Origin of the sequence: Nocardioides lacusdianchii (assembly GCF_020102855.1) — a bacterium.
Taxonomy (GTDB): Bacteria; Actinomycetota; Actinomycetes; order Propionibacteriales; family Nocardioidaceae; genus Nocardioides; species Nocardioides lacusdianchii.
Genome location: NZ_JADHZD010000002.1, coordinates 242,327 through 268,036 on the forward strand (window position 1 = coordinate 242,327; position 25,710 = coordinate 268,036).

Here is a 25,710-nt window from a genome sequence, read left to right on the forward strand (position 1 = left end):
GTCCGCTCGGGCGGCGGTGAGTCTATATTCTGCGTCGATGCTCTGGACCAACCGCGCCGATCCATGCCCGAGGGACTTCACATGACCGCATGCCAACCCGTCGGGTTCGACGCAACATGGGATGTCGCGTCGTCGATCCCCGGGTGGCTCACCGAGGACCAGGGGCGGTTGCTCTTCGACACCGCGCAGGAGCTGCCCGAGCGTCCCGTCGTCGTCGAGATCGGCAGCCACCAGGGCAAGTCCACCGTGGTCCTGGCCTCTGCAGCCCGCGCGCTCGACGGGCAGGTGGTCGCCGTGGATCCTTTCGTGGAGGGCCGGCTGTTCGGCGGCGTCACCACGCGAGCCAAGCTCGAGCACAACCTCGCTGCCGCTGGGCTGACGGACACCGTGGAGCTGCTTGCCGAGTACAGCACCCGCGCGCGCCTGGAGTGGACCCGGAGCATCGACTACCTCTACATCGACGGCAAGCACGACTACTGGACGCTGGCCGACGACCTGAAGTGGGCCGACCACCTACCGGTCGGAGCCCCGATCCTCGTGCACGACTGCTACTCCTCCATCGGCGTGACCCTCGGGGTGCTGGCCCACGTGCTGCCGTCACGGCGTCTTCGCTACGAGCGCCGCGCCGGGTCGATGGCGCTCTTCCGGGTGGGGCCGCCGTCAGTGGCGGATCGGCTGCGGATCCTGCGCGAGGTGCCGTGGTGGCTGCGCAACGTCGCGGTCAAGATCCTGCTACGGCTCAGGCTGCGTCTGGTGGCCGAGCGACTCTTCGGCCATGCCGGTCCCTACGACCCCTACTGACCGTCGTCGGGGTAGGCCCCGTTCCCGGGAGCACCGAGCCGGTAGATCCGCCGTGAGAGGAACTCCTCGGGCGCCGGGTGCTCGTCCTTCACGACCCGGTGGAACGGGATCCGTACGTCGCGCCGCCGGCGACGCGTGGGGTAGGTCCACGCCGCGGTGAGTGCTTGGACCGCCGTCGCCTCCCACCCACGCTGATGACCGGGCGCCCGCATCGCGCGTGCAAGGAACTCTGGGTCGAGCACCCCCACGGTGCGCAGGTCGACCGCTCCGGTCCAGTGGTACTGGATGACCCGGTGCTCGAAGCGTCGGTTGAGCACTGAGTCGAGCTGGTCGCGCACGCCGGCCCGCTCGATGTAGTCATGGATCTCCGGGTCGAACCACGGGGCGTTCTTCGCGGTCATCACCAACGTCGAGCCGTCCACGCCGTCCTCCATCCGGCACCACCAGACGTGGCTCGGGAAGTCCACGATCTTGGCGCTCGCCGCCTCAGGCACCTCGATGTAGCCAGCGCGGGCCACGCGCGTCAGCTCGGTTGCCACGCCCACCGGGTCGCCCACGTGCTCGAGCAGGTTCGAGCAGATGGCGTAGTCGAACGCGCCGTCGCGGAACGGCATGTCCGCAGCATCGGCGTCGAACAGCGGGCGGGTGACCCGGGCCGCTGCGAGCCCTGAGCGCTGCGCGGCGTGCTCGGCGCCGGTGTAGCGGTCCAGCAGCACGTCGGCCCGCCACGAGGGCTTGTCGCCGCTGCCGACGTCGAGCACGAGCGCATCGTCGTCCACCGGCACGGCGATCCGGCGCTGGTGGAAGAGGCGGAGCGCCTCGAGGCTGGCCATGACGGTGGAGTATGGCAGGAGGCCGACGACGACCGACCCTCGGCCGCGAACTGCGGGGAGCCCGGGACGGCGATCGAACCGGCGGGTAACATCGTCGGCATGCAGGGAGCTATTCCGGCATCCCTCGAGGGACGCCACATCGTGCTGTTCAACTGGCGCGACACCGCCAACCCCGAGGGCGGGGGGTCCGAGCGCTACGTCGAGGCGATGGCCCGAGGCCTTGTCGAGCGAGGGGCGCGCGCCACCATCTTCTGTGCCGCGCACGACCACGCGCCCGCGGACGAGGTCGTGGACGGCGTGCGCTTCGTGCGGCGCGGTGACCACCTCGGGATCTACGCGCTGGGCGCACTCCGCCTGCTCCTGCGGCGCTTCGGGAAGGTCGACCTCGTGGTGGACGTCCAGAACGGCCTGCCGTTCTTCACCCGGCTCGCCACCCGCGCGACCGTCGTCGTCCTTGTCCACCACGTGCACCGGGAGCAGTGGCCGGTGGTCTTCCCGGGCCTGCTGGGCCGCGTCGGGTGGTGGATCGAGAGGGTCGTCGCTCCTCGGGTGTACCGGAGCTCGCAGTACATCGCTGTGTCACGAGCCACGCGCGGCGAGCTGATCGACCTGGGTGTCGAGCGCGAGCGCATCGCCGTCGTCCACAACGGCACCGCTCCGCCGCCCGTGCTGGACACGCCGCGCAGTCCGACGCCCGTGCTGTGCGTCCTGGGTCGCCTGGTGCCCCACAAGCAGGTGGAGCACGCCGTCGACGCCATCGTGGCGGTGAGGGCCGACCACCCCGACGCCACGCTCGTCGTCGTGGGCAACGGCTGGTGGGCTGACGAACTGCGCAGCTACGTCACATCGGTGGGCGCGGACGACGCCGTCGTCTTCACCGGCCACGTCACCGAGCGTGAGAAGCACGAGATCCTGGCCAGGTCGTGGCTGATGGTGCTGCCGTCCCTGAAGGAGGGTTGGGGCATCGTGATCGGCGAGGCCGGGAGCCACGGCGTCCCCACGGTGGCCTATGGATCTGCCGGAGGCACGAGGGAGTCCATCGCGGACGGCACGTCCGGGTTGCTGGTCGACACACCCGAGGAACTCACGGAGGCGGCCCGGCGCCTGGTGAACGATACCGCCGAGCGGCAACGCCTCGGCAAGGGTGCCCGCGAGATGTCCCACACCTTCTCGTGGAGCCATTCCCAGGACGCGTTCGCCCACGTCTTGGCGGACGCTATCGACGGCCGGCGCGTGGCGGTCGAGGATCCCGACGGCCCCTGAGAACAGCGAGCAGCCCGGCACCGTGACGACTCGCGGGGCCGGGCAGAAGGCGCCCCGGAGGGCGCCGGAGCTTGGGCTACTGGTTGGTGCCGTAGTCGACGACAGCCTGGTCGGGCTGCGACGGCGCGCTGCTCACCGTGCTGACGACGCCCACCGTGGTGAGCCCAGCGAGCACGAGGCCCACAAAAACAGCGGCGATCCCGCCGATCATTCCCTGCACGTCAATGTCTCCAGTTCACTAGGCCAGGAGCACCGTAGCACCGCGTCATCGGCTGCGGTGCATTTGCCGCGATGTGTCCCAGGCGCGCCTCCCCCGTACGAGCACAGCGCCCGACAGCGCAACGGCGGCCGCCAACCAGGCCAGGCCGAGGACCACGCGAGCCGGGATCCCCAAGGAGCCCCTCGGGGACGCCGCGCCCTGCCTGGGCAGCTCCCACAACGTCATCGTCTTGCCGTCGTGGAGCACCCGCGCCTGCGCGAGGACCGGGTCGAGGCCGTACCTGGTGTCGTCGGCACCCGCGGCGACAAGTGCCTGCGAAGCCTCTGAGTCGAGCACGACCCAACCAATGCCCTCACCGGAGAGGGCATGCTCGAGCTCGACTCCTTCGAGCGAGCCGAGAGCAGATGCCACGCGCTGGGCCCGGAGGTCCTCCCCCGGGATCGTCACGCCCGACACCACGAGCGTGTCGCTCGCGAGGTAGTCGACCGGCAGGTAGCGACCGAGCGGGTCCAGCGTTCGCCGCCCGTCGTTCCACTCGGGCCGTCGGTAGGACGTGAAGGGCAGCACGAGCACGTCACCGGTGTGTCCAGCACGCTGCGAGGCAGAGAGAGCCCCCCTTGCGTCGGCGTACTCCATCGGGAAGCCGACAGCGCCGAGGCGTCCGGAGACGCCGGCCACAGCGTCCGGCATGAGCGTCACTGGGCTGAGCACCAGCACGGTGCCCAGGGTCAGCCCTAGCGCGCGCACCGGCACCAAGTCGACGACGCGCGACACGCCCAGCCCGAGGAGGACCGCCTGCAGCGGAGCCACCAGGGCCACGAACCGCGTCCCGTCGCGTGCCAGTCCCGCTCCGGGGACCTGCTCGACGAGCCAACCGACCGTGCCGGGCACCGCAGCCCCGGCCAGCGCCAGCACGAGACCGATGAGCGCCGGAATCGCCAGCGCCCGTCGATCGGCCCTCGAGGTGAGGCGCCGCCACGGTCCCAGCCCGACGGCACAGGTCGTGAGCACGAGGACGAGCGCGACCACCGCCACCCACGTCGTCCGCGAGCCAGGGACCACCTCGGCGTTCCAGATGCCCCCGAGACCGAGGACCGCCGCCCAGGCAGGCAGTACGCCCTCCCCCTGTGCGGAGAACAGTCTCACTGCGGCCGGGTCGCTCAGGGAGCCCGACCCGTGCAGGACACCAGCCACGGCCCACGGAGCGTTCACGGCTGCGACGGCGCACATCGTCCAAGCGGCCGGACGCCACGCACCACGTCCGGACGCCGCCACTCCCACCACGGCCAGCCCGCCGGCGACCAGCCCGCCCACCGGGCTCAGGCTGGCGAAGGCCAACCACAGGACCAGGCCCGGCCATGCTCGGCCGTCGGACACCACACGTCTGGCGCAGAGGTGTATCCACGGCAGCGCGGCGTAGGTCATCAGCAACGGCCAGTGCCCGATGACGAGCCTCTCGACGACGAACGGGTTCCACACGTACAGGGTGGACGCGGCCAGGCCGCCGAGTACCGACCCGCCGGGAACCATGCGCCAGGCGCCTGCTCCTGCCAGGACCAGGGTGCCCAGCAGCACCGCCTTCTGCAGGACCATCCCCGGGACGACCTCGTCCAGCACGGCGACCACGAGGTCCGACGGCACCGCGCGCGGGAGGCTCGATCCCAAGCCGAGGAAGTCGCCGCGCAAGGTGAGGTCGGGGACCCAGACCATGTCGTAGGTCAGCACGTAGCCGGGGAGGAGCGCGCCTCCGAGCATCAGCACGGCGAGCGCCAGCGGCCACAGGACCGGCAAGGCGCGCACGGCCGTGGCACCGATCCGTCTCCGCACGGGTGGAGCCTAGGCGTTGACCTGCGTCCGACAGCGACCCCGGCCCGCCTCTCTCCCCCGCCGGTGCCAGGAAGGTGCTGTCGCTGCACCTAGGATGCCGCAGGTGACGGACCCGATCAGCGCGCGCAGCAGCCGCGCGATCGACGGCAGCGTCGTAGCCGTGGCCACCAGCATCATGAACGTCGCCACCTACGGCTTCACCCTCGTCGCGGCCCGCATCATCGGGCCGAGCGAGTACGGCGCCCTCGCGGCGTGCCTCGGGCTGCTGATCGTGGTCCAGGTGGGCGCCCTCGGACTCCAGGCGACCGCCGCCCGCCGCATCGCCGTGGACAGGGCCAACGTCGCCACGATCGAACGGGCCATCCTCGCTCTCACAGCCCAGGTCTCTCTCGGCGCAGGCCTGCTCATGCTGGTGTTGAGTCCGGCGATCAAGGTGCTGCTCAACCTCGACAGCCTCGTCACCGCCGTGGTCGTAGCCCTGGCCGTGGTGCCACTCACCTGGGCAGGCGGGCAGGCCGGGATCCTGCAGGGCGAGCGTCGCTGGCGCCCGCTAGCGCTGTTCTACCTCGCCGGAGGGATACCGAGGCTGGCGGTCGGAACCTCCATCATCCTGTGGCAGCCGAGCGCGACAGGCGCCATCCTCGGCGTTGCCATCGGCTTCTGCTTCCCGGTCCTCGTGGGCTGGTGGGTGCTACGCCACCGGCGTACGCCACAGGCGGTCGCCCCTGAACACTCCAAGCGCGCGATGCTCGTCGAGAGCGCGCACAACGCCCAGGTGCTGGTCGCCTACTTCGCCCTCACCAGCGTGGACATCATCATCGCGAGGCAGGTGCTCAGCGGGCACGACGCCGGCCTCTACGCCGCCGGGCTGATCATGGCGAAGGTGATGCTGTTCCTTCCACAGTTCGTCGTCGTGATCGCGTTCCCCGACATGGCCACGCCGGAACGCCGGCACCGCGCGCTCGTCCGCAGCCTGCTCGCCGTCGGAGTGCTGGGCCTGTTCGTCGCCGTCGCCGCCAAGGTGCTGTCCCCCGTCGCGATGTTCTTCGTCGGCGGCGCCGACTTCGGCGAGGTGGAGGACCTGCTGTGGGTCTTCGCCGCGCTCGGCACGGTGCTGGCGATGCTCCAGCTGCAGGTGTACGCCGTCCTCGCACGCCAGGCGCGCCGATCGGTGCTCCTGGTCTGGGCGGCCCTCGTCGTGCTGGTCGTCCTCGGCCTGCGCGTCGAGTCGGTCGCCGGCCTGGTCACCGTGGTGGTGGCTGTGGACGCCGTCCTGCTCACGGTGCTGACGCTGGCCAGCCTCCGCCTGGCCAGCCGGGCCGCCCCCGCAGCCACCCGCGCGGCGGGCTGAGCGGCTCCCCCTACGTCGCGGTCCGGGGCGCGAGGTCCAGGCTGAGCGACGTCAGCCCCTCCACCCGGCGGAACCCGAACCCGCGGTAGAGACCCAGCGCGGCCGTGTTGTCCGGCTCGGTCACGAGCGACAGCCGCGTCGCACCTGCGGCGACGGCGGCGTCACGGACCGCACCCACCAGCGCGCCGGCCACCCCACGGCGGCGGGCTTCGGGGAGCACGTACAGGTCACGGACCTGCCAAAACCGTCCCAGGGCCAGCGATGCGGGCGTCTCGTGCGCCGTCGCCAGACCGACCGGAGCGTCGTCAGGCCCCGAGGTCATGAACGCCGCGTAGACCATGAGCTGCCGCGTCCGGACCATCTCGCTGAGCCAGTCCCGGGCACGCGCCTCCCCGTCCGACTCGCCGTAGTGGTGCCGGTAGTGGTTGAACAGACCGGCGGCGACCGCGAGCGTCTCGTCGGTGTCGCACGACGTGACCCGCAGCCCGGTGTCCATCAGTGCGCGGCGTCGTGCCAGCTGCGCCCGGTGCCGATCGAGACGTCGAGCGGGACGGCGAGGTCCGCGGCCCCGCCCATCTCGGCCCGCACGAGCGCGGCGAGGTCGTCGGCCTCGCCCGGCGCGACCTCGAAGACGAGCTCGTCGTGCACCTGGAGCAGCATGCGCGAGCGGAGGCCCTGCTCGGCCAGTGCCTTCTCGACCCCGAGCATCGCGACCTTCACCAGGTCTGCGGCCGAGCCCTGGATCGGGGCGTTGAGCGCCATCCGCTCGGCGGTCTCGCGACGCTGGCGGTTGTCGCTGGTCAGGTCGGGCAGGTAGCGGCGGCGACCCAGGATGGTCTCGGTGAAGCCGGACCGGCGCGCCTCGTCCACGATGCCGCCGAGGTAGTCACGCACCCCGCCGAAGGTCTCGAAGTACTCGTCCATCAGCCCGCGGGCCTCGGAGGTGTCGATCCGCAGCTGCTGGGAGAGCCCGAAGGCGGACAGGCCGTAGGCAAGGCCGTAGTTCATCGCCTTGATCTTGGCCCGCTGCTCGACGCTCACCGCGGCCGCGTCGACGTCGAAGACGCGTGCGGCGGTGATCGAGTGGAAGTCCTGGCCGGAGCGGAAGGCCTCGATCAGCAGCTCGTCCTCGGAGAGGTGGGCCATGATGCGCATCTCGACCTGGCTGTAGTCGGCCGTCAACAGGGACTCGAAGCCCTCGCCCACGACGAAGCCCTCACGGATCCGGCGGCCGGCCTCGGTGCGGATCGGGATGTTCTGGAGGTTCGGGTCGGTGCTGGAGAGGCGGCCGGTGGCCGCGATGATCTGGTTGTAGGTGGTGTGGATGCGCCCGTCGGAGGCCACGGTCTTGAGCAGGCCCTCCACCGTCTGGCGCAGCCGGATCACGTCGCGGTGGCGCAGCAGGTGCTGCAGGAACGGGTGCTCGGTCTTCTCGAACAGCTGCTGGAGCGCGTCGGCGTCGGTCGTCCAGCCGGTCTTGGTGCGCTTGGTCTTCGGCATGTCGAGCTCGTCGAAGAGGACCACCTGCAGCTGCTTGGGCGAGCCGAGGTTGATCTCCTTGCCGATGACGTCGTAGGCGTCGGTCGCCGCGGCCCTCACCTGCTCGCCGAACTCCGACTCGAGCCCCTCGAGGTAGTCGGTGTCGACGGCGATGCCGATCTGCTCCATCCGCACGAGGGTGCCGATCAGCGGCAGCTCCACGTCGCTGAGGAGGCGGGTGCCGCCGTGCTCCTCCACGGCGCCGTCGAGGGCGTCGGCGAGGTCGAGGACGGCGCGCGCGGTGAGCATGGCGGTGTCACTGGCCGTGGTGTCGTCCATCGCGTCGAAGCTGAGCTGGTCGGCGTCGACGGCGTCCTGGCGCAGCTCGCGCTTGAGGTAGCGCAGGGTCAGGTCGGCGAGGTCGTAGGAGCGCTGGTCCGGCTGCACGAGATAGGCGGCCAGGGCGGTGTCGACGTCGAGACCTGCGAGGGTCCATCCGCGGGCAGCCAGGGCCAGGCTCGGGCCGTTGGCGTCGTGGAGCGCCTTGGGTCGCGACGGGTCGGCGAGCCATGCCGCCACGGCCGCGTCGTCCTCGGGCCCGATGTCGGCCACGTCGATCCAGGCGGCGTCGCCCTCGCTCGTGGCCACGGCGACCGAGAGCACCTCGCCGGTGCCGGCGCGCCAGGTGCCGTGCACCGAGACCCCGACGCGCTCCCCCGCCGGCGCGTGCTCGTCCAGCCACGCGGCAGCCTCGCCGGCGCCGAGACGGCGGCCGTCGAGCTCGAAGCCGGCCTCGGCCTGGGTGGCGTCGTCGGGCTCGGGGTCGATGGTGTCGAGCAGGCGGGTGCGCAGCTCACCGCGGAACTCCAGCTCGTCGAGGAGCTCGAGCCCTCCGGTGCGGTCCCAGGGACGGCGTACGAGCTCGCCGGGGCGCACCGGCAGGCTCAGGTCGCGCACCAGCGCGTTGAGCTGGCGGTTGCGGATCACGTCGCCGAGGTGGGCTCGCAGCGCCTCACCCTTCTTGCCCGTCACCTCGTCGGCGCGGGCGATGACGTTGTCGAGGCCGTCGAACTGGTTGATCCACTTCGCGGCATAGCCCTGGCCGACGCCCGGGACGCCGGGGAGGTTGTCGGAGGTCTCACCGACGATGGCCGCGAGCTCGGGGTAGCGGTGGGGCGGGACGCCGTACTTCTCCTCGACGTAGGCCGGGGTGAGCCGGGCCAGGTCGCTCACGCCCCGCATCGGGTAGAGCACGGTGGAGGACTCGGTGACGAGCTGGATGGAGTCGCGGTCGCCGGTGAGGATGAGCACCTCCATGCCCTCGGCGAGCGCCTCGGTCACGAGGGTGGCGATGATGTCGTCGGCCTCGTAGCCCTCGAGGTCGAGGTGGGTGATCGAGAGCGCGTCGAGCACCCGTCGGATGAGCGGCAGCTGGCTGCTGAACTCGTCGGGCGTCTTGTTGCGCTTGGCCTTGTACTCGCTGTACTGCTCGAGCCGGAACGTCTGGCGCGAGCGGTCGAAGGCCACGGCGACGTGCGTGGGCACCTCGTCGCGCAGCACGTTGACCAGCATCGAGGTGAAGCCGTAGACGGCGTTGGTGTGCTGCCCGGTGGCGGTCGCGAAGTTCTCCACCGGCAGCGCGAAGAACGCACGGTAGGCCAGCGAGTGGCCGTCGAGCAGGAGGAGGCGGGGACGGGACTGCTCACTCGTTCCAGGCACCCGCCGACTCTAGCCGCCGCCGCTGACAGCCCCACCCCCGGGAACGGCCGGTGCCCTCGGCACAATGGGCGCATGAGTGCACCCGAGACCCTGGCCGGCCTGAGCGTCGAGGAGCTGATCGCCTTCATGCCCGACGGCAACGGTCGGCTGAACGACAAGATGGGCGTCGAGCTCGTCGAGGTGTCCGCCGAGCGCGTCGTGGCGACGATGCCGGTCGAGGGCAACACCCAGCCCTTCGGCCTGCTGCACGGCGGCGCGTCCGTCGTGCTCGCCGAGACGCTCGGGTCGATCGGGTCGGCGATCCACGCCTACCCGGAGAAGATCGCGGTCGGCGTCGACATCAACGCCACCCACCACCGCGCCGCCACCTCGGGGACGGTCACGGGCGTCGCGACCGCGGTGCACCTGGGACGCTCGTCGACGTCCTACGAGATCGTCATCACCGACGAGCGCGGCAAGCGCGTGTGCACCTCGCGCATCACCTGCGCGCTGGTGCCGGCTCCCTCGCGCTGAGACGGGTCCGGGCTCAGCCCGGGACGCGCTCGCGCCTGATGCGGCGCGCGGCCAGCACCCGGTCGATCCGCTGCTTGCTCGTGGCGGCGTGGGTGACCTGGCGCGACTGCGGGAGCCGCGACCGTACGGCGCTGGTCGTGGCCGCACGCAGCATCGCCTGGGGGGCGAAGGACAGCCGCGCCATGAAGCGGTTGGCGTCACGGGCCTCGGCCGCGGCCGCGGTCTGGATGTGCGCGATGCCGTGCTGCTCGGCGAAGCGGCAGGCCGCCTCCATCAGGGCGCTGCCCACGCCCTTGCGCCGGAAGCGGGGGAACACGTGCGGCGACACCGCCAGGACCGCCGGCTCGAGGTTGAGCGGGGTGAAGGTCGTCGCCTCGAGGTAGACCGCACCGGCGACCTCGCCGTCGATCTCCGCCACGGCCACGCACTGCGTCTCGCAGGCCTCGGCCGATGCCACGACGCGCGACACGTCGGCCAGCTGCTCGTCCAGACCACCCTTGCGCAGGATGTCGCCCCACAGCTCACGCAGGGACGCCACGTCAGAGGGCTGTGCCTTGCGCACGGTCACCGGCGTCCGACTCATCGACCCACCACTTCCTCGAGCACGTCCTGTGCGGCCCCCCACCGGCCTGTCCCGGCGCCACACCCGAGCGACCTTATCGTCCGGGCTCCCGCTCACGCTACGCGGAGGTCGGTCCCGCCCCGGACGCCCGCCCCGTCGTTCGCGGCCTCGCGCACGACAGGGAAGAAGTTCTCCCAGAGGTAACGAAACGGCTACGAACCGCGGAGTTGCGCCAACATGCTCGCCCATGAGAGGCGTCCGCACTACCGTTCCGTCAAAGCCCCATGGCTCCGACCGGAGCCGGCAAGAACCGGAGGACGCATGAAGCGCACCACCAACCGACGTACCCGCGTCGCGGCCGCGGCCGTCGCCAGCCTGTTTGTTTTCGCCGCGTGCGGATCCGACGGCGACGACACCGACACCCCCGACGCTGGCGGCGAGAGCTCGGAGACCGAGTCCGCTGCACCCGAGGGGGACGGCACGCTGACCTTCGGGTCGCTGCTCCCCGAGACCGGCAGCCTCGCCTTCCTCGGCCCGCCCGAGTTCGCGGGTGTCGACCTCGCCGTCCAGGAGATCAACGAGGCCGGTGGCGTTCTCGGCCAGGACGTCGTGCACGTGCGCGGCGACTCCGGTGACGCCGACTCCGGCATCGCGCCGGCCGAGACCGACCAGCTGATCGCCGAGGGGTCCGACGTGATCGTCGGAGCAGCCTCGTCCGGCGTCTCGCTCACCGTCATCGACGCCATCCAGGCCGCCGGTCGCGTGATGTTCTCGCCCGCCAACACCTCGACCGCCTTCGACGAGGGCGACTACGCCGAGCCTGACCTCTACTTCCGCACGGCCCCCTCCGACATCCTCCAGGGTGCGGTCATGGCCAACCTGCTGATCCAGGACGGCAAGTCGAACGTCGCCATCCTGTCGCGACAGGACGCCTACGGCGAGACCCTCGTGGACGAGATCACGAAGAACCTCGAGGGCGCCGGCAGCTCGGTGGCCGCGACGGTCTTCTACGGTGAGAACGCCCAGTCGTTCGACTCGCAGGTCGACGAGATCGCCGCCGCCGGTGGCGACGCGCTCGTGCTGATCGGCTTCGAGGAGACGGCGACGATCATCCCGCAGCTGATCACCGCCGGTGCCGGCCCGCAGGACATCGACACCTACTTCGTCGACGGCAACACCGCCGACTACAGCCCGGCCGGGTCGACTCCGCTTCCGCGGGGCACGCTCGAGGGCACCAAGGGCACCATCCCCGGCGCCGACAGCGGTGGCGAGTTCCAGGACCGCCTGCTGGAGATCGACCCCGAGCTCGACTCGTTCGCGTATGCGGCTGAGTCGTACGACGCGGTCATCGTCTCTGCGCTGGCTGCCGTCGCGGCCGAGAGCGACAACGCCGAGGCGCTGGCGCTCGAGATCCCGGGTGTGACGACCGAGGGCGAGAAGTGCACCGACTTCGCCGCCTGCGTCGAGCTCCTCGAGGCTGGTGAGGACATCGACTTCGACGGTGCCTCCGGCCCCATCGAGCTCGGTGAGACGGGCAGCCCGACGGCTGCCTCGATCGGCATCTACGAGTACGACGCCAAGAACCAGATCGCTCCGGTCGAGTACATCGAGGGCCAGATCTGATCCGGTCTGACCGCACCTGAGCAAAGCCTCCGGCCCGAGACCTCACGGTCTCGGGCCGGAGGTCATTTCAGGGCCGGTCGACAGCAGGAACCACGACGGCCCGGGATCGAGGATCCCGGGCCGTGCTGCGTCGTACGTCGCTGGTGGTCTAGCTCGCCGCGGCGCCCAGCGTGCCGAGGTAGAGCTGGATGACCTTGGGGTCGCTGCCCAGCGACCTGCCCGTGCCGGTGTAGGCGTTGCGCCCGTGGTCGAGGACGTAGCCGCGGTCGCAGATCTGGAGGCAGCGGCGGGCGTTCTGCTCGACCATGATCACCGAGACCCCGGCCCGGTTGATGTTGCGCGTCTGCACGAAGACCTCGTCCTGGAGGACAGGTGACAGACCCGCCGAGGGCTCGTCGAGGAGGAGCACCGACGGCGCCATCATCAGCGCACGTCCCATCGCGACCATCTGACGCTCACCACCGGACAGGGAGCCCGCACGCTGCTTGCGGCGGTCTCCCAGCCTCGGGAAGATGTCGGTGACGAAGTCGAAGCGCTCGGAGAACTTCTTGGGAGCCTGGTAGCAGCCCATCTCGAGGTTCTCCTCGATGGTCAGGCTGGGGAACACGTTGTTGGACTGCGGGACGAAGCCGATGCCGGCCGTCACCAGCTGGTCGGCGCGCATGTTGGTGATGTCGCGACCCTCCAGGGTCACCGACCCGGTGCGCACCTTGACCAGTCCGAACAGCGCCTTGAGCAAGGTGGACTTGCCGGCGCCGTTGGGGCCGATGATCCCGACGAGCTCGCCCTTGTTGCAGTAGAGGTCGGCGCCGTTGAGGATGTCGACCCCGGGGAGGTAGCCGCCGCGCAGGGCGTCGGCGCGCAGGACGGCCTCACCCGCAGCGGCGAGGTGGGCCTCGCGCTCCTTGGTGGTGTTGTCGGCCTCGTTCATGGCGCGTCCTTCCTGTGCTCGTCTGACGCCGTCGAGGTCTCGTGGTCCAGCTCGGCCTCGGCCTCCGACTCCAGCTCGTGCTCGTCGAGCTCGGTCAGGTCCGTGTCGTGGTGGGCGCCGAGGTAGGCGTCGATCACGGCCGGGTTGCTCATCACCTCGGACGGCGTGCCCTCGGCCACGATCTGGCCCTGGGCCATCACGATGACCCAGTCCGAGATGTCGCGGACCATGTCCATGTCGTGCTCGACGAAGAGCACCGTGCGGCCCTCGTCGCGCAGGGACTTCACGTGGCCCAGCAGGGACTGCTTGAGAGCCGGGTTCACCCCGGCCATCGGCTCGTCCAGCATGATGAGCTCGGGGTCGACCATCAGGGCGCGCGCCATCTCGAGCAGCTTGCGCTGCCCACCGGAGAGCGACCCGGCGAAGTCCTCGCGCTTGGCGTCGAGCTTGAAGCGCGCCAGCAGGTCGTCGGCGCGTCGGGTGTTGGACTCCTCCTGGCTGCGCCAGAGGAACGGCAGTGCGGCTGACCAGAACTTCTCGCCCCTCTGGCCGGTGGCTCCCAGGCGCATGTTCTCGATCACGGTGAGCTTGGCGAGCACCTTGGTCAGCTGGAAGGTGCGGACCATGCCCAGCCGGGCGACCTTGTAGGGGGCGACCCGCTGCAGCGACGTGCCGTTGAAGCTCCACTCGCCCGAGTCGGGCATGTCGAAGCCGGTCAGCAGGTTGAACAGCGTGGTCTTGCCCGCGCCGTTGGGCCCGATCAGGGCGGTGATCACGCCACGCTGGATCTCGATGTGCTCCACGTCGACGGCCGCCAGGCCACCGAAGGTGCGGCGGATGCCGTCGCCCTTGACGATGGGGTCGGGCTTCGGCACGCCCGGTCGGGGCTCGAGACCGCTCAGGTCAGGACGCGGCGCGGCGGCGGAGGGCCGGGCCGGTTCGGTGTCAGCGCTCATCGATCGCGATTTCCCTTCGGTCGCCGAAGATCCCCTGTGGTCGGAAGATCATCAGCAGCATGAGGCCGAGCCCGGTGGCGATGAAGCGCACGAGGCTGGACTGGGTGTTGTCCATGATCCACGTCGGCACGAGCGGGTCGATGCCGGAGGTGGCCTGGCCGAGGAAGGAACCGAGACCGGAGATCAGGAACCAGAAGATCATCGCCCCGACGACCGGTCCCAGGACCCGTGCCGCACCGCCGATCAGCAGGGCGGTGTAGGCGAAGAACGTCACGTTGGTCGAGTAGTCGGTCGGGACGACCGAGGCCTGCTTGAGGGCGAGGAACAGGCCGGCGAGGCCACCGAACACTCCGCCGAGGACGAGCGCCTGCATCTTGTAGGCGAAGACGTTCTTGCCGAGCGAGCGTACGGCGTCCTCGTCCTCGCGGATCGACCGCAGCACGCGGCCCCACGGGCTGCGCATCAGCGCCCAGACGATGAGGAGGCAGATCGCGACCATGCTCCATCCCACGAGCACCGACCAGGTGTCGCGGGCGCTGAACGCCACGAAGCCGAGGTCGAGGCGCGACTCGAAGGGGTTGAGCTCCTGGAACGTGCCGGCGTAGCCGGTGAGCCCGTTGGACCCGCCCAGCGTGTCCGACATCTCGACCGAGCCGAAGGTGAGCCGCAGGATCTCGGCCGTGGCGATGGTCGCGATGGCCAGGTAGTCGGCCCGGAGTCGCAGCGTCGGCACTCCGAGGAGGATCGCGAGCAGGACCGGGGCGAGCAGCGAGATCCCCACCGCGGGCCAGAACCCGATGTCGAACGTCACGACGCTCACCGCGAGGCCGTAGGCCCCGACCGCCATGAAGCCGGCCTGGCCGAAGTTGAGCAGCCCGGTGTAGCCGAAGTGGACGTTGAGGCCGATCGCGGCGAGCGCGAAGACGATCGCGTTGGGCCCGAGGGCCTGGTTCAGCGCCGTCTTGAAGACCTGGCCGATGTCGACCGGGAGCACGTTGGTGAACAGTCCGAGGACCAGCCACGTGACGAGTAGCACGGTGCCGAGGAGCCCGAGCACCCGACCGAGGTTCGCGAGGCCGCGCCCCTCGTAGTCGTCCGGGTCTGCCTCGATCGCCGTGATCGCCTGCTTGCCCTTCCAGAGGGCGAACGGCGAGGCGATGCCCGCGGTGAGCGTCAGGCCGGCCACACCGAGGACCGCCGACGCGATCGCCGCGGGGTGGGTCCGCTTGGGGCGCAGCGCGGGTGCGGTGGTCGGCTCGTGGGTCGTGGCGCTCATGGGCGGGTGCTCCGTTCGCGGGGAGTCGACAGGACGTGTGGTCGGTGGTCGCTCATCTGTCTCACCCGATCCGCTCGCGACGCCCGAGGATGCCCTGCGGTCGCAGGAGCAGGACCAGGATCAGCACGACGAGGGCACCGACCTCCTTGATCGACGACGGCACGCCGAAGAGCGGACCGACCTCCACCATGATCCCGATGATCATCGACCCGAAGAGGGCTCCCCAGATGGTGCCGAGGCCACCGAGCGTGACCGCGGCGAACACCAGCAGGAGCAGCTTGAACCCCATCAGGAAGTTGACCTGGCTGTTGATGGCGAGCAGCACGCCGGCGAGTCCGGTGAGGGCCGTGCCCAGGATCCAGACGGCGCCGATGACGCTGTCGACCTTCATGCCGGACGACGCCGACAGGGCCGGGTTGTCGGAGACGGCGCGCATGGCCTTGCCGAGGCGGGTCTTCATCAGAAGCACGCACGAGATGGTGATGGTGACGAGGGCGATGCCGATGATCGCGAGCTCCTTGTCGGCCAGGCTGATGAAGCCGTAGTCACGGCGTCCCTGGCTGACGTACTGGCTCAACGACTGTCGCGCGCTCCCGATGGAGTACTGGAAGGAGTTGCGGAGCAGGAGCCCGAGCCCGATCGAGACGATCATCATCGCGATCAGACCGGTGCCACGTCTGCGCAGTGGTCGCCACAGCCCACGTTCCTGCACCCACCCGAACAGCGCCGACACCACGACGGCCAGCACACCGGAGAGGATCACCGGCAGGCCGAAGCCGCGGTTGGCGACGTAGGTCATCACCGCTCCGAAGGTGATCAGCTCGCCGTGCGCGAAGTTGGTGAGACCGGTGGTGCCGAAGATCAGCGAGAGGCCGAGGGCGGCCAGCGCCACGATCAGGCCGAACTTGACGCCCGACGTCAGGGCAGTGACGAGGCGATCGGTGAAGGGCACCGCGACGACCTCCTCGACCCCGATGGGGAAGAGTCCGGGGTTGGGGCCGTCGAACCTCACCTGGATCGTGATGGAGGCGTCGTCGGGATCGCTGAGCTCGGTCCCGTCGGGCAGGGTGTCCTGGTCGAGCTCGACCTCGTAGGCCCCGCGCTCGGGGGTCTCGATGATGACCCGACCCTCGTCGTTGGTCACTGCCGAGCCGACCTCGGTGCCGTCCTCGGCCGTCACCGTCAGCGTGACGCCGACGATGGGCGCGTCGTCGTTGGCGGAGTCCTGGAGGACCACGGTGATGTAGGGGCCGTCCGGCGGCTCGACGGTCTCGCCGTCGCCCCCCTGGTCGTCAGGCTCCTCCGTCGAGGTCGTCGTGGACGAGGGCTCCGCAGGCTCGGTCGTGTCGTCCGCCAGTGCAGCCAGCGGAGACAGCACCATCATCAGGAAGGCCAATCCAGCGGCGAACCAGGCCAACAGTCGCAGTCGCAACGCTCTACTCCCGTCAAGCGAGTGTCCAGTGACACTCGTCGGACCGGAGCATAGCCACCTCGGCGTCTCCCACGACACAAGTGGCGGACACGCTTGGTAACAGTTCAGTCTCTCTCGGGCCCGACCACCACCGGCGTGGGCTCAGGAAGAGCCGGGGCCGGTCTGCGGGCCGTGCTCCACCACTCCGTCGGCCACCTGCTTCATCGACAGGCGCAGGTCCATGGCGGTCTTCTGGATCCAGCGAAAGGCATCGGGCTCGCTGAGGCCGAGCTTCTCCTGGAGCACGCCCTTCGCGCGGTCGACCGACTTGCGCGTGGCGAGCGACTCCTGGAGGTCGGAGACCTCCTGCTCCAGCACGCTGATCTCGGCGTAGCGACTCACGGCCATCTCGATGGCGGGTACGAGGTCCCCGCGCTGGAACGGCTTGACCAGGTACGCCATTGCCCCGGCGTCGCGTGCCCGCGCCACCAGGTCGCGCTGGGAGAAGGCGGTGAGGATCACGACGGGGGCGATGCGCTCGCTCGCGATGACCTCCGCTGCCGCGATGCCGTCGAGCACGGGCATCTTGACGTCGAGGATCACGAGGTCGGGACGCAGCTCGCGAGCCAGCTCGATGGCCCTCTGACCGTCGCCGGCCTGACCGACGACCTCGTAGCCCTCCTCGCCCAGCATCTCGGCGAGGTCCATGCGGATCAGGGCCTCGTCCTCGGCGATCACCACACGGCGTACGTCCTCGGACGGGGGGCGGGAGTCAGCGGGCTGGGTCACGGCCGCAAGGCTAGTCGGCTAGGGTTTCGACGCCGATTCAGCCCCGGTACTCCAACGGCAGAGAGAGTGGTCTCAAACACCATCCAGTGTGAGTTCGAATCTCACCCGGGGCACTGTCAGTGGGGTCGGTCAGCATCGGCAGATGCACTCCGACCCCACCCGTCGAGAAGTTCATCCGGCGGGACGGATGGGGCACGTGCGGGCACCGGGTGTGGTGGTCCAGTCGAGCTGGAAGCACTGGCCCTGCCTGTTCCCCCAGCACGGCCCCGGCCGCAAGCACGAGTGGCTCATCGCGCTGGAGGACTGGCAGGCCGAGGTCATCCAGGCGTTCCCCTCACCCCGTCTCGAAATCCAGCGGCGTCCAGGGCCCCTCGGGCCCGAAGACCTGACTCAGCGCCGACGGTAGGCCGGGGCCACCTCGTTGATCGCGTCACCCATCCGGTGGATGCGCATCGCGTTGGTCGACCCGGGGATCCCGGGCGGGCTGCCGGCGATGAGGACCACGAGCTCGCCCTCCTTGACCCGGCCGATGTCGAGGAGCGCCTCGTCGACCTGGCGGACCATCTCGTCGGTGTGCTCGACCTCGCCGGTCTTGAACGTCTCGATCCCCCACGTCAGCGAGAGCTGGGAGCGCACGCGGTCGGTGGTGGTGAAGGCCAGCACCGGGATGTGGCCGCGGTAGCGGGCCAGGCGCCGGGCCGAGTCACCGCTCGCGGTGAACGCGACGACGTACTTGGCTCCGACGCTCTCGGCGACCTCGGCTGCGGCCTTGGCGATCACGCCGCCGCGGGTGCGCGGCGACCAGGTCACCTCGGCCATGTGGGAGAGGCCGTGGTTCTCGGTGGAGGCGATGATGCGCGCCATCGTGCTGACCGCCTCGATGGGGTACTCCCCCACCGACGTCTCGCCGGAGAGCATCACGGCGTCGGCGCCGTCGAGGACGGCATTGGCGACGTCCGAGGCCTCGGCGCGCGTCGGCGCCGGGGCGGAGATCATCGACTCGAGCATCTGCGTGGCCACGATGGCCGGCTTGGCGTTGGCGCGCGCCTTGTCGACCAGCAGCTTCTGGTGGACCGGGACGTCCTCGAGCGGGCACTCCACGCCGAGGTCGCCGCGCGCGACCATGATGCCGTCGAAGGCGTCGATGATGGCGTCGATGTTCTCCAGCGCCTGCGGCTTCTCGATCTTGGCGATGATCGGGACGAAGATGTCTTCCTCCTCCATCACCTTGCGCACGTCGGCGGCGTCCTCGCCGGACCGCACGAAGCTCAGGGCGATGAAGTCGACGCCGAGGTGCAGAGCCCAGCGCAGGTCCTCGGTGTCCTTGTCCGACAGGGCCGGCACGGAGACGGCCACGCCCGGCAGGTTGATGCCCTTGTTGTTGGACACCTTGCCCGGCACGACCACCTCGGTGACCACGTCGGTGTCGTCGACGGAGACGACCTTCAGGCGGACCTTGCCGTCGTCGATGAGCAGCGGGTCGCCCGGCTTCACGTCTCCGGGCAGGCCCTTGTAGGTCGTGCCGCACTGGTGCACGTCGCCCACGACATCACGCGTGGTGATGGTGAAGGTCGCGCCCTTGCGGAGCTTGACCGGGCCGTCGCCGAAGGTCTCCAGCCGGATCTTGGGCCCCTGCAGGTCGGCGAAGACGCCGATCGCGTGCCCGGTGTCGTCGGAGGCCTGCCGCACCAAGCGGTAGACCGCCTCGTGGTCGGCGTACGCGCCGTGGCTCATGTTGAGCCGGGCGACGTCCATCCCGGCGTCGACGAGGGCTCGGATCCCTTCGGGGGTGTTCACCGCGGGACCGAGGGTGCAGACGATCTTGGCTCTACGCACGTACGTCAGCCTAGCGGACCTTGGAACGATCCAAAGGGTCACGCGCCCAAAACGCCTGTAACGCCGGGTTGGTACTTGTAGGCACCCCTGCAGAGCATGGGTAGAACAAGCACCAACCCGGCGTTACAAGGGCTGGCCGGCTCGCAGCGGAGTTCAGACCACCAGCGGGCGCTCGTGCGGCTTGATCGGCGCGGGCAGCGTCGTGGAGCCGGTGAGGTAGGCGTCGACCGACGCGGCGGCGCTGCGTCCCTCGGCGATGGCCCACACGATGAGCGACTGGCCGCGACCCACGTCGCCGGCGACGAAGACGCCGGGGACCGAGGAGGCGTACGACTCGTCGCGACGGACGTTGCCGCGCTCGTCGAGGTCCACCTCGAGCTGCTCGACCAGGCCCGCCTTCTCCGGACCGACGAAGCCCATCGCGAGCAGCACCAGCTGCGCCGGGATCTCGCGCTCGGTGCCCTCGACGGGCTGGAACTTCGCGTCGACCTCGACCAGGCGCAGCCCGGCGACGTTGCCGTCGGCGTCGCCCACGAACTCCTGCGTGGACACGGCGTAGACACGCTCGCCGCCCTCCTCGTGGGCGGAGGAGACCTTGAAGGTCATGGGGTACGTCGGCCACGGCTGGCCCGTGGGCCGGTCCTCGCCGGGTCGCGGCATGATCTCCAGCTGCGTGATCGAGCGCGCGCCCTGGCGGATCGAGGTGCCGAGGCAGTCGGCACCGGTGTCGCCGCCACCGATGATGACGACGTCCTTGTCCGTGGCCAGGATCTGGTCCGAGCCGTCGAGGGTCGGAGCCTCCCCCAGCGCGACACGGTTGGCCTGGGGCAGGAACTCCATCGCCTGGTGGATGCCGCCGAGCTCGCGCCCGGTGGTCGGGAGGTCGCGGGCGTCGGTCGCGCCCATGGCGAGCACGACCGCGTCGTAGCGCGCCAGGAGCTGCGGGCCGGTGAGGTCACCGCCGACGTCGACCCCGGCACGGAAGACGGTGCCCTCACGCCGCATCTGGTCCAGGCGCCGGTCGAGGTGCTTCTTCTCCATCTTGAACTCGGGGATGCCGTAGCGCAGCAGCCCGCCGATCTTGTCGGCGCGCTCGTAGACCGCGACCGTGTGACCGGCGCGGGTCAGCTGCTGGGCAGCGGCGAGACCGGCAGGGCCGGAGCCGATGACGGCGACCGTCTTGCCCGAGAGCCACTCCGGCGGCTGGGGACGGACGTAGCCCGAGCCCCAGGCGCGGTCGATGATCGAGACCTCGACGTTCTTGATCGTCACCGGGTCCTGGTTGATGCCGAGCACGCAGGCGGTCTCGCACGGCGCCGGGCACAGCCGACCGGTGAACTCCGGGAAGTTGTTGGTCGCGTGGAGGCGGTCCATCGCGCCGTCCCAGTCGTCGCGCCAGACCAGGTCGTTCCATTCCGGGATGATGTTGCCCAGCGGACAGCCCTGGTGGCAGAAGGGGATGCCGCAGTCCATGCAGCGTCCCGCCTGGGTCGTGATGATCGGCAGGAGCGCGCGGCCGACCCCGTCGGGGTAGACCTCGTTCCAGTCGTGCACGCGCTCGGCGACGTCACGGCGCGAGGCGACCTCGCGGCCGTGCTTGAGGAAACCCTTGGGATCAGCCATCGTGCGTCACCTTCTTCCGGTCGGACCTGTCGTGGTGGGGACGCTCAGCCATGGAGCACCTCCATGATGCGCGCATTGGCCTGGTCCTCGTCGAGGCCGTCGGCCAGCGCCTCCTCGCGCGCGTCGAGGACGCGCTTGAAGTCGCGCGGCATGATCTCGGTGAAGCGCGCGAGCGATGCGTCCCAGTCGGCGAGCAGCGCGGCAGCGACGGCGGAGCCGGTCTCCTCCGCGTGCTGCTCGACCAGGCTCTTCAGCTCCTCGACCGCCTTGCCGGTGACCGGCGAGAGGTCGACCAGCTCGGGGTTGACCCGGGCCTCGTCGAGGTCGAGGACGAAGGCGTAGCCGCCGGACATGCCGGCCGCGATGTTGCGGCCGGTCGGGCCGAGGACCACGACGACGCCGCCGGTCATGTACTCGCAGGCGTGGTCGCCCACACCCTCGACGACCGCGCTGGCACCGGAGTTGCGGACGCAGAACCGCTCGCCCGCGCGGCCGCTGAGGAAGATCTGGCCCGACGTGGCGCCGTAGCCGATCGTGTTGCCGGCGATGATCTGCTCGCCCGCCTCGAAGGTCGCGGACCGGTCGGGGCGTACGACGATGCGCCCGCCCGAGAGCCCCTTGCCGACGTAGTCGTTGGCGTCGCCCTCGAGGCGCAGCGTGACGCCCCGCGGCACGAACGCGCCGAAGGACTGGCCGGCAGAGCCGGTGAGGGTGATGTCGATCGTGCCCTCGGGCAGCCCGTCGCCGCGGTAGCGCTTGGTGACCTCGTGGCCGAGCATCGTGCCGACGGTGCGGTTGACGTTGCGGATCGCGACCTGGGCACGCACCGGCTCACCGGACTCCAGCGCAGGGGCGGCGATGGCGATGAGCTCGTTGTCGAGCGCCTTGTCGAGGCCGTGGTCCTGGCTGCGCGTGTGGCGCAGGTCCTGGTCCTCGAACTGGCCGAACTCACCGTGGCGCGAGGCCTGGTGGAGGATCGGCGTCAGGTCGAGACCTGCGGCCTTCCAGTGGTCGACCGCACGGCCGACGTCGAGCGTCCCGACCTGGCCGACCGCCTCGTCGAGGGTGCGGAAGCCGAGCTCGGCGAGCAGCTCGCGGACCTCCTGGGCGATGAACTCGAAGAAGTTCACGACGTAGTCGGCCTGTCCGCTGAAGCGCTCGCGCAGGACCGGGTTCTGCGTCGCCACGCCCACCGGACAGGTGTCGAGGTGGCACACGCGCATCATGATGCAGCCGCTGACGACCAGCGGTGCGGTGGCGAAGCCGTACTCCTCGGCGCCGAGCAGCGCGGCGATCATGACGTCGCGTCCGGTCTTGAGCTGGCCGTCGGCCTGCACCACGATCCGGTCACGCAGCCCGTTGAGCAGCAGCGTCTGCTGGGTCTCGGCGAGGCCGAGCTCCCACGGACCGCCCGCGTGCTTGAGCGAGGTGAGCGGGGACGCACCGGTGCCTCCGTCGTGGCCGGAGACCAGCACCACGTCGGCGTGCGCCTTGGAGACGCCCGCCGCGACCGTGCCGATGCCGACCTCGGAGACGAGCTTGACGTGCACCCGCGCGGACGGGTTCGCGTTCTTGAGGTCGTGGATCAGCTGCGCGAGGTCCTCGATCGAGTAGATGTCGTGGTGCGGCGGCGGGCTGATCAGGCCCACGCCGGGCGTGGAGTGCCGGGTCTTGGCGACCCACGGGTAGACCTTGTGGCCGGGCAGCTGGCCGCCCTCGCCGGGCTTGGCGCCCTGCGCCATCTTGATCTGGATGTCGTCGGCGTTGGTGAGGTACTCCGACGTGACACCGAAGCGTCCCGAGGCCACCTGCTTGATCGACGAGCGGCGCTCGGGGTCGTGGAGCCGGTCGGGGTCCTCGCCGCCCTCACCGGTGTTGGACTTGCCGCCCAGCCGGTTCATGGCGATCGCGAGCGTCTCGTGCGCCTCCTTGCTGATCGAGCCGTAGGACATCGCACCGGTGGAGAAGCGCTTCACGATCTCCGAGACCGGCTCCACCTCCTCGATGTCGATGGGCTCGCGCACGCCGTCCTTGAAGGTGAAGAGACCGCGCAGGGTCATCAGGCGCTGCGACTGCTCGTTCACCCGGTCGGTGTACTGCTTGAAGACGTCGTAGCTGCCGGTGCGCGTGGAGTGCTGGAGCCGGAAGACGGTCTCGGGGTCGAACAGGTGCGGCTCGCCCTCGCGGCGCCACTGGTACTCGCCGCCGATGCTCAGCTCACGGTGCGCCGGCGCGATGCCGCCGCGGGGGTACGCCATGGCGTGGCGGCGCGAGACCTCCTCGGCGATCGTCTCGAGCTCGATGCCGCCGAGCTTGGACGTCGTACCGGTGAAGTAGCGGTCGATGACGGCCTGCGACAGGCCGACGGCCTCGAAGATCTTCGCCCCGGTGTAGGACGCGACCGTGGAGACGCCCATCTTCGACATCACCTTGAGCACGCCCTTGCCGAGCGCCTTGATGAGGTTGGCGACGGCCTTCTCGGCGTCGACCTTGACGTAGTAGGCCTCGCGGGCGAGGTCCTCGACCGACTCCATGGCGAGGTAGGGGTTGACCGCCGCGGCGCCGTAGCCGACGAGGAGCGCCACGTGGTGCACCTCGCGGACGTCGCCGGCCTCGACCAGCAGCCCGACCTGGGTGCGGGTCTTCTCGCGCACCAGGTGGTGGTGGACCGCGCCGGTGAGGAGCAGCGACGGGATGGGCGCCAGGTCCGCGGTGGAGTGGCGGTCCGACAGCACGATGATCCGCGCCCCGTCGGCGATGGCGGCCGAGACCTCGGCGCACAGCTCGTCGAGGCGGGCGGCGAGTGCCTCCCCTCCCCCGGCGACGTCGTAGAGGCCGCGCACGATGTGCACCTGGAAGCCCGGCATGTCGCCGTTGCGGTTGATGTGGCGGATCTTGGCCAGGTCGTCGTTGGAGAAGACCGGGAAGGGCAGCACGATCTGGCGGCACGACGCGGGCGTCGGCTCCAGCAGGTTGGCCTCGGGCCCGATCGACCCGCTCAGCGAGGTGACGAGCTCCTCGCGGATCGCGTCGAGCGGCGGGTTGGTGACCTGCGCGAACAGCTGCGAGAAGTAGTCGAAGAGCAGGCGCGGCTTCTCGCTGAGCGCGGCGATGGGCGTGTCGGTGCCCATCGAGCCGAGCGCCTCGCCACCGGTGTTGGCCATCGGGCTCAGCAGGACGCGCAGCTCCTCCTCGGTGTAGCCGAAGATCTGCTGGCGCCGCGTCACCGAGGCGTGCGTGTGGACGATGTGCTCGAGGTCGTCGAGGTCGTCGAGGTGCACGAGGCCGGCGTGCAGCCACTCGTCGTAGGGCTGCTCGGTGGCGAGCTGGCCCTTGATCTCCTCGTCCTCGATGATGCGGTGCTCGTCGGTGTCGACGAGGAACATCTTGCCGGGCTGGAGCCGGCCCTTGCGGACGATCGTGGCGGGGTCGAGGTCCAGCACGCCGACCTCGGACGCGAGCACGACGAGACCGTCGTCGGTGACCCAGTAGCGCGAGGGACGCAGGCCGTTGCGGTCGAGCACGGCGCCGACCTGCGTGCCGTCGGTGAACACCACGCACGCGGGGCCGTCCCACGGCTCCATCAGCATCGAGTGGAACTCGTAGAACGCCCGGCGCTGGGCGTCCATCTCGCGATGGTTCTCCCAGGCCTCGGGGATCATCATCAGCACCGCGTGGGGCAGCGAGCGACCGGCGAGGTGGAGCAGCTCGAGCACCTCGTCGAACGACGCCGAGTCCGAGGCGCCGGGGGTGCAGATCGGGAAGAGCCGCTCGAGGTCGCCGGGGATGAGGTCGCTCTCGAGGAGCGCCTCGCGCGCACGCATCCAGTTGCGGTTGCCCATCACCGTGTTGATCTCGCCGTTGTGGGCGATGAAGCGGAAGGGGTGGGCCAGCGGCCAGCTCGGGAACGTGTTGGTGGAGAAGCGGGAGTGCACCACGGCCATCGCCGAGGCGACCCGCTCGTCGGTCAGGTCGGGGAAGACCCGGTCGAGCTGGTCGGTGGTGAGCATGCCCTTGTAGGCGAGCGTGCGCGAGGACAGCGACGGGAAGTAGACGTCGGTCTCGGACTCGGCGCGCTTGCGCAGGCAGAAGGCCAGGCGCTCGAGCGCCATGCCCGTCACCCGGGCGCCCTTGCCGGCCACGAAGAGCTGGACGAAGCGCGGCATCACGCTGCGCGCGGTCGCGCCGAGGGTGGAGTCGTCGACGGGGACCTCGCGCCAGCCGAGGACCGCGAGGCCCTCCTCGTCGGCGATCTCCTCGATGCGGCGACGGGTGGCGGCGACCGCCTCGTCGTCACCGGGCAGGAAGGCGGTGCCCACGGCGTACGCCCTGGCCGGGGGCAGGTCGAAGTCGGTGACGTCGCGCAGGAACGCGTCGGGCACCTGCATCAGGATCCCGGCACCGTCGCCGGAGTTGACCTCGGCGCCGGCGGCACCGCGGTGGTCGAGGTTGCGCAGGGCGGTGAGGGCCTTGGCCACGATGTCGTGGCTGGCCTCACCGGTCAGGGTCGCCACCATGGCGACACCACAGGCGTCCTTCTCGTGCCGTGGGTCGTAGAGACCCTGCGGCGGAGGGAAGTTCGGCGGGAACGCGTGCGTCGAAGACACTGGTTCTCCCGTCGTCGTCTCAGCAGTCCGGGCGCGAGGCACGGCCGTGCTGGGGGGTGGGCGTTACCGCTGGGGACGACGTTGGCCCGA

The 25,710-nt window shown here is 70.2% G+C and carries 19 protein-coding genes and 1 tRNA gene; 6 read left to right on the top strand and 14 right to left on the bottom strand.

Annotated elements, in window-relative coordinates:
* Positions 1–81 precede the first annotated feature (81 nt).
* Positions 82–801, top strand: a complete 720-nt coding sequence (locus IRX98_RS03790) for a class I SAM-dependent methyltransferase (protein WP_224273972.1) — start codon at positions 82–84, stop codon at positions 799–801.
* Here IRX98_RS03790 and IRX98_RS03795 read toward each other — a convergent pair.
* On the bottom strand, positions 795–1,634 hold the full coding sequence (locus IRX98_RS03795; RefSeq protein ID WP_224273973.1) for a class I SAM-dependent methyltransferase: 840 nt from the start codon (positions 1,632–1,634) through the stop codon (positions 795–797). The genes IRX98_RS03790 and IRX98_RS03795 overlap by 7 nt on opposite strands.
* A gap of 99 nt (positions 1,635–1,733) precedes the next feature.
* Between IRX98_RS03795 and IRX98_RS03800 the strand changes: the two genes are divergently transcribed.
* Complete coding sequence (locus IRX98_RS03800; RefSeq protein ID WP_224273974.1) at positions 1,734–2,897, top strand: glycosyltransferase family 4 protein; 1,164 nt, start codon at positions 1,734–1,736, stop codon at positions 2,895–2,897.
* 76 nt (positions 2,898–2,973) lie between these two features.
* Here IRX98_RS03800 and IRX98_RS03805 read toward each other — a convergent pair whose 3' ends face one another.
* Together IRX98_RS03805 and IRX98_RS03810 are read right to left on the bottom strand one after the other, a co-directional pair.
* Entirely contained in the window at positions 2,974–3,117 is a 144-nt protein-coding gene (locus IRX98_RS03805; protein ID WP_224273975.1) for a hypothetical protein, read from the bottom strand.
* Positions 3,118–3,162: 45 nt separating this feature from the next.
* Positions 3,163–4,944: an MmpA family trehalose lipid delivery protein gene (locus tag IRX98_RS03810; RefSeq protein WP_224273976.1), complete on the bottom strand. Its 1,782-nt coding sequence runs from the start codon at positions 4,942–4,944 to the stop codon at positions 3,163–3,165.
* 94 nt (positions 4,945–5,038) lie between these two features.
* Here IRX98_RS03810 and IRX98_RS03815 point away from each other — a divergent pair, with 94 nt between their 5' ends.
* Positions 5,039–6,295: a lipopolysaccharide biosynthesis protein gene (locus IRX98_RS03815; protein ID WP_372455997.1), complete on the top strand. Its 1,257-nt coding sequence runs from the start codon at positions 5,039–5,041 to the stop codon at positions 6,293–6,295.
* A gap of 10 nt (positions 6,296–6,305) precedes the next feature.
* Here IRX98_RS03815 and IRX98_RS03820 read toward each other — a convergent pair whose 3' ends face one another.
* Positions 6,306–6,791, bottom strand: a complete 486-nt coding sequence (locus tag IRX98_RS03820) for a GNAT family N-acetyltransferase (RefSeq protein ID WP_224273979.1) — start codon at positions 6,789–6,791, stop codon at positions 6,306–6,308.
* On the bottom strand, positions 6,791–9,493 hold the full coding sequence (polA, locus tag IRX98_RS03825) for a DNA polymerase I (protein WP_224273980.1): 2,703 nt from the start codon (positions 9,491–9,493) through the stop codon (positions 6,791–6,793). Before polA ends, IRX98_RS03820 begins: the two co-directional genes overlap by 1 nt.
* 72 nt (positions 9,494–9,565) lie before the next feature.
* Between polA and IRX98_RS03830 the strand changes: the two genes are divergently transcribed.
* The gene (locus tag IRX98_RS03830; RefSeq protein WP_372455998.1) at positions 9,566–10,006 is read left to right on the top strand and encodes a hotdog fold thioesterase; all 441 of its coding nucleotides are present in this window, start codon (positions 9,566–9,568) and stop codon (positions 10,004–10,006) included.
* Positions 10,007–10,019: 13 nt separating this feature from the next.
* On the opposite strand, the gene IRX98_RS03835 is transcribed toward IRX98_RS03830, so the two are convergent.
* Entirely contained in the window at positions 10,020–10,589 is a 570-nt protein-coding gene (locus IRX98_RS03835; RefSeq protein ID WP_224273981.1) for a GNAT family N-acetyltransferase, read from the bottom strand.
* Positions 10,590–10,889: 300 nt separating this feature from the next.
* Here IRX98_RS03835 and IRX98_RS03840 point away from each other — a divergent pair, with 300 nt between their 5' ends.
* Positions 10,890–12,191, top strand: coding sequence for an ABC transporter substrate-binding protein (locus IRX98_RS03840; protein WP_224273982.1), 1,302 nt, complete (start codon positions 10,890–10,892; stop codon positions 12,189–12,191).
* A gap of 148 nt (positions 12,192–12,339) precedes the next feature.
* On the opposite strand, the gene IRX98_RS03845 is transcribed toward IRX98_RS03840, so the two are convergent.
* From IRX98_RS03845 to IRX98_RS03865, 5 genes are all read right to left on the bottom strand, one after another.
* Positions 12,340–13,122, bottom strand: coding sequence for an ABC transporter ATP-binding protein (locus IRX98_RS03845; protein WP_224273983.1), 783 nt, complete (start codon positions 13,120–13,122; stop codon positions 12,340–12,342).
* Entirely contained in the window at positions 13,119–14,078 is a 960-nt protein-coding gene (locus IRX98_RS03850) for an ABC transporter ATP-binding protein (protein WP_224273984.1), read from the bottom strand. Before IRX98_RS03850 ends, IRX98_RS03845 begins: the two co-directional genes overlap by 4 nt.
* On the bottom strand, positions 14,068–15,354 hold the full coding sequence (locus tag IRX98_RS03855; RefSeq protein WP_224273986.1) for a branched-chain amino acid ABC transporter permease: 1,287 nt from the start codon (positions 15,352–15,354) through the stop codon (positions 14,068–14,070). The genes IRX98_RS03850 and IRX98_RS03855 overlap by 11 nt, the downstream gene beginning before the upstream one ends.
* A gap of 61 nt (positions 15,355–15,415) precedes the next feature.
* Positions 15,416–16,786: a branched-chain amino acid ABC transporter permease gene (locus IRX98_RS03860; RefSeq protein WP_224273988.1), complete on the bottom strand. Its 1,371-nt coding sequence runs from the start codon at positions 16,784–16,786 to the stop codon at positions 15,416–15,418.
* Positions 16,787–16,927: 141 nt separating this feature from the next.
* The gene (locus tag IRX98_RS03865; protein ID WP_224273991.1) at positions 16,928–17,554 is read right to left on the bottom strand and encodes an ANTAR domain-containing response regulator; all 627 of its coding nucleotides are present in this window, start codon (positions 17,552–17,554) and stop codon (positions 16,928–16,930) included.
* A gap of 40 nt (positions 17,555–17,594) precedes the next feature.
* Here IRX98_RS03865 and IRX98_RS03870 point away from each other — a divergent pair.
* A tRNA-Leu gene (locus IRX98_RS03870) sits at positions 17,595–17,667 on the top strand.
* Between the two features lie 277 nt (positions 17,668–17,944).
* On the opposite strand, the gene pyk is transcribed toward IRX98_RS03870, so the two are convergent.
* From pyk to gltB, 3 genes are all read right to left on the bottom strand, one after another.
* Positions 17,945–19,390, bottom strand: coding sequence for a pyruvate kinase (gene pyk / locus IRX98_RS03875; protein WP_224273993.1), 1,446 nt, complete (start codon positions 19,388–19,390; stop codon positions 17,945–17,947).
* A 153-nt stretch (positions 19,391–19,543) separates the two neighbouring features.
* Positions 19,544–21,013, bottom strand: coding sequence for a glutamate synthase subunit beta (locus IRX98_RS03880; protein WP_224273995.1), 1,470 nt, complete (start codon positions 21,011–21,013; stop codon positions 19,544–19,546).
* 44 nt (positions 21,014–21,057) lie between these two features.
* Positions 21,058–25,620 carry a glutamate synthase large subunit gene (gene gltB / locus IRX98_RS03885; protein WP_224273996.1) on the bottom strand — a complete coding sequence of 1,521 codons (4,563 nt, stop codon included), beginning with the start codon at positions 25,618–25,620 and terminating at the stop codon, positions 21,058–21,060.
* Positions 25,621–25,710: the final 90 nt, after the last annotated feature.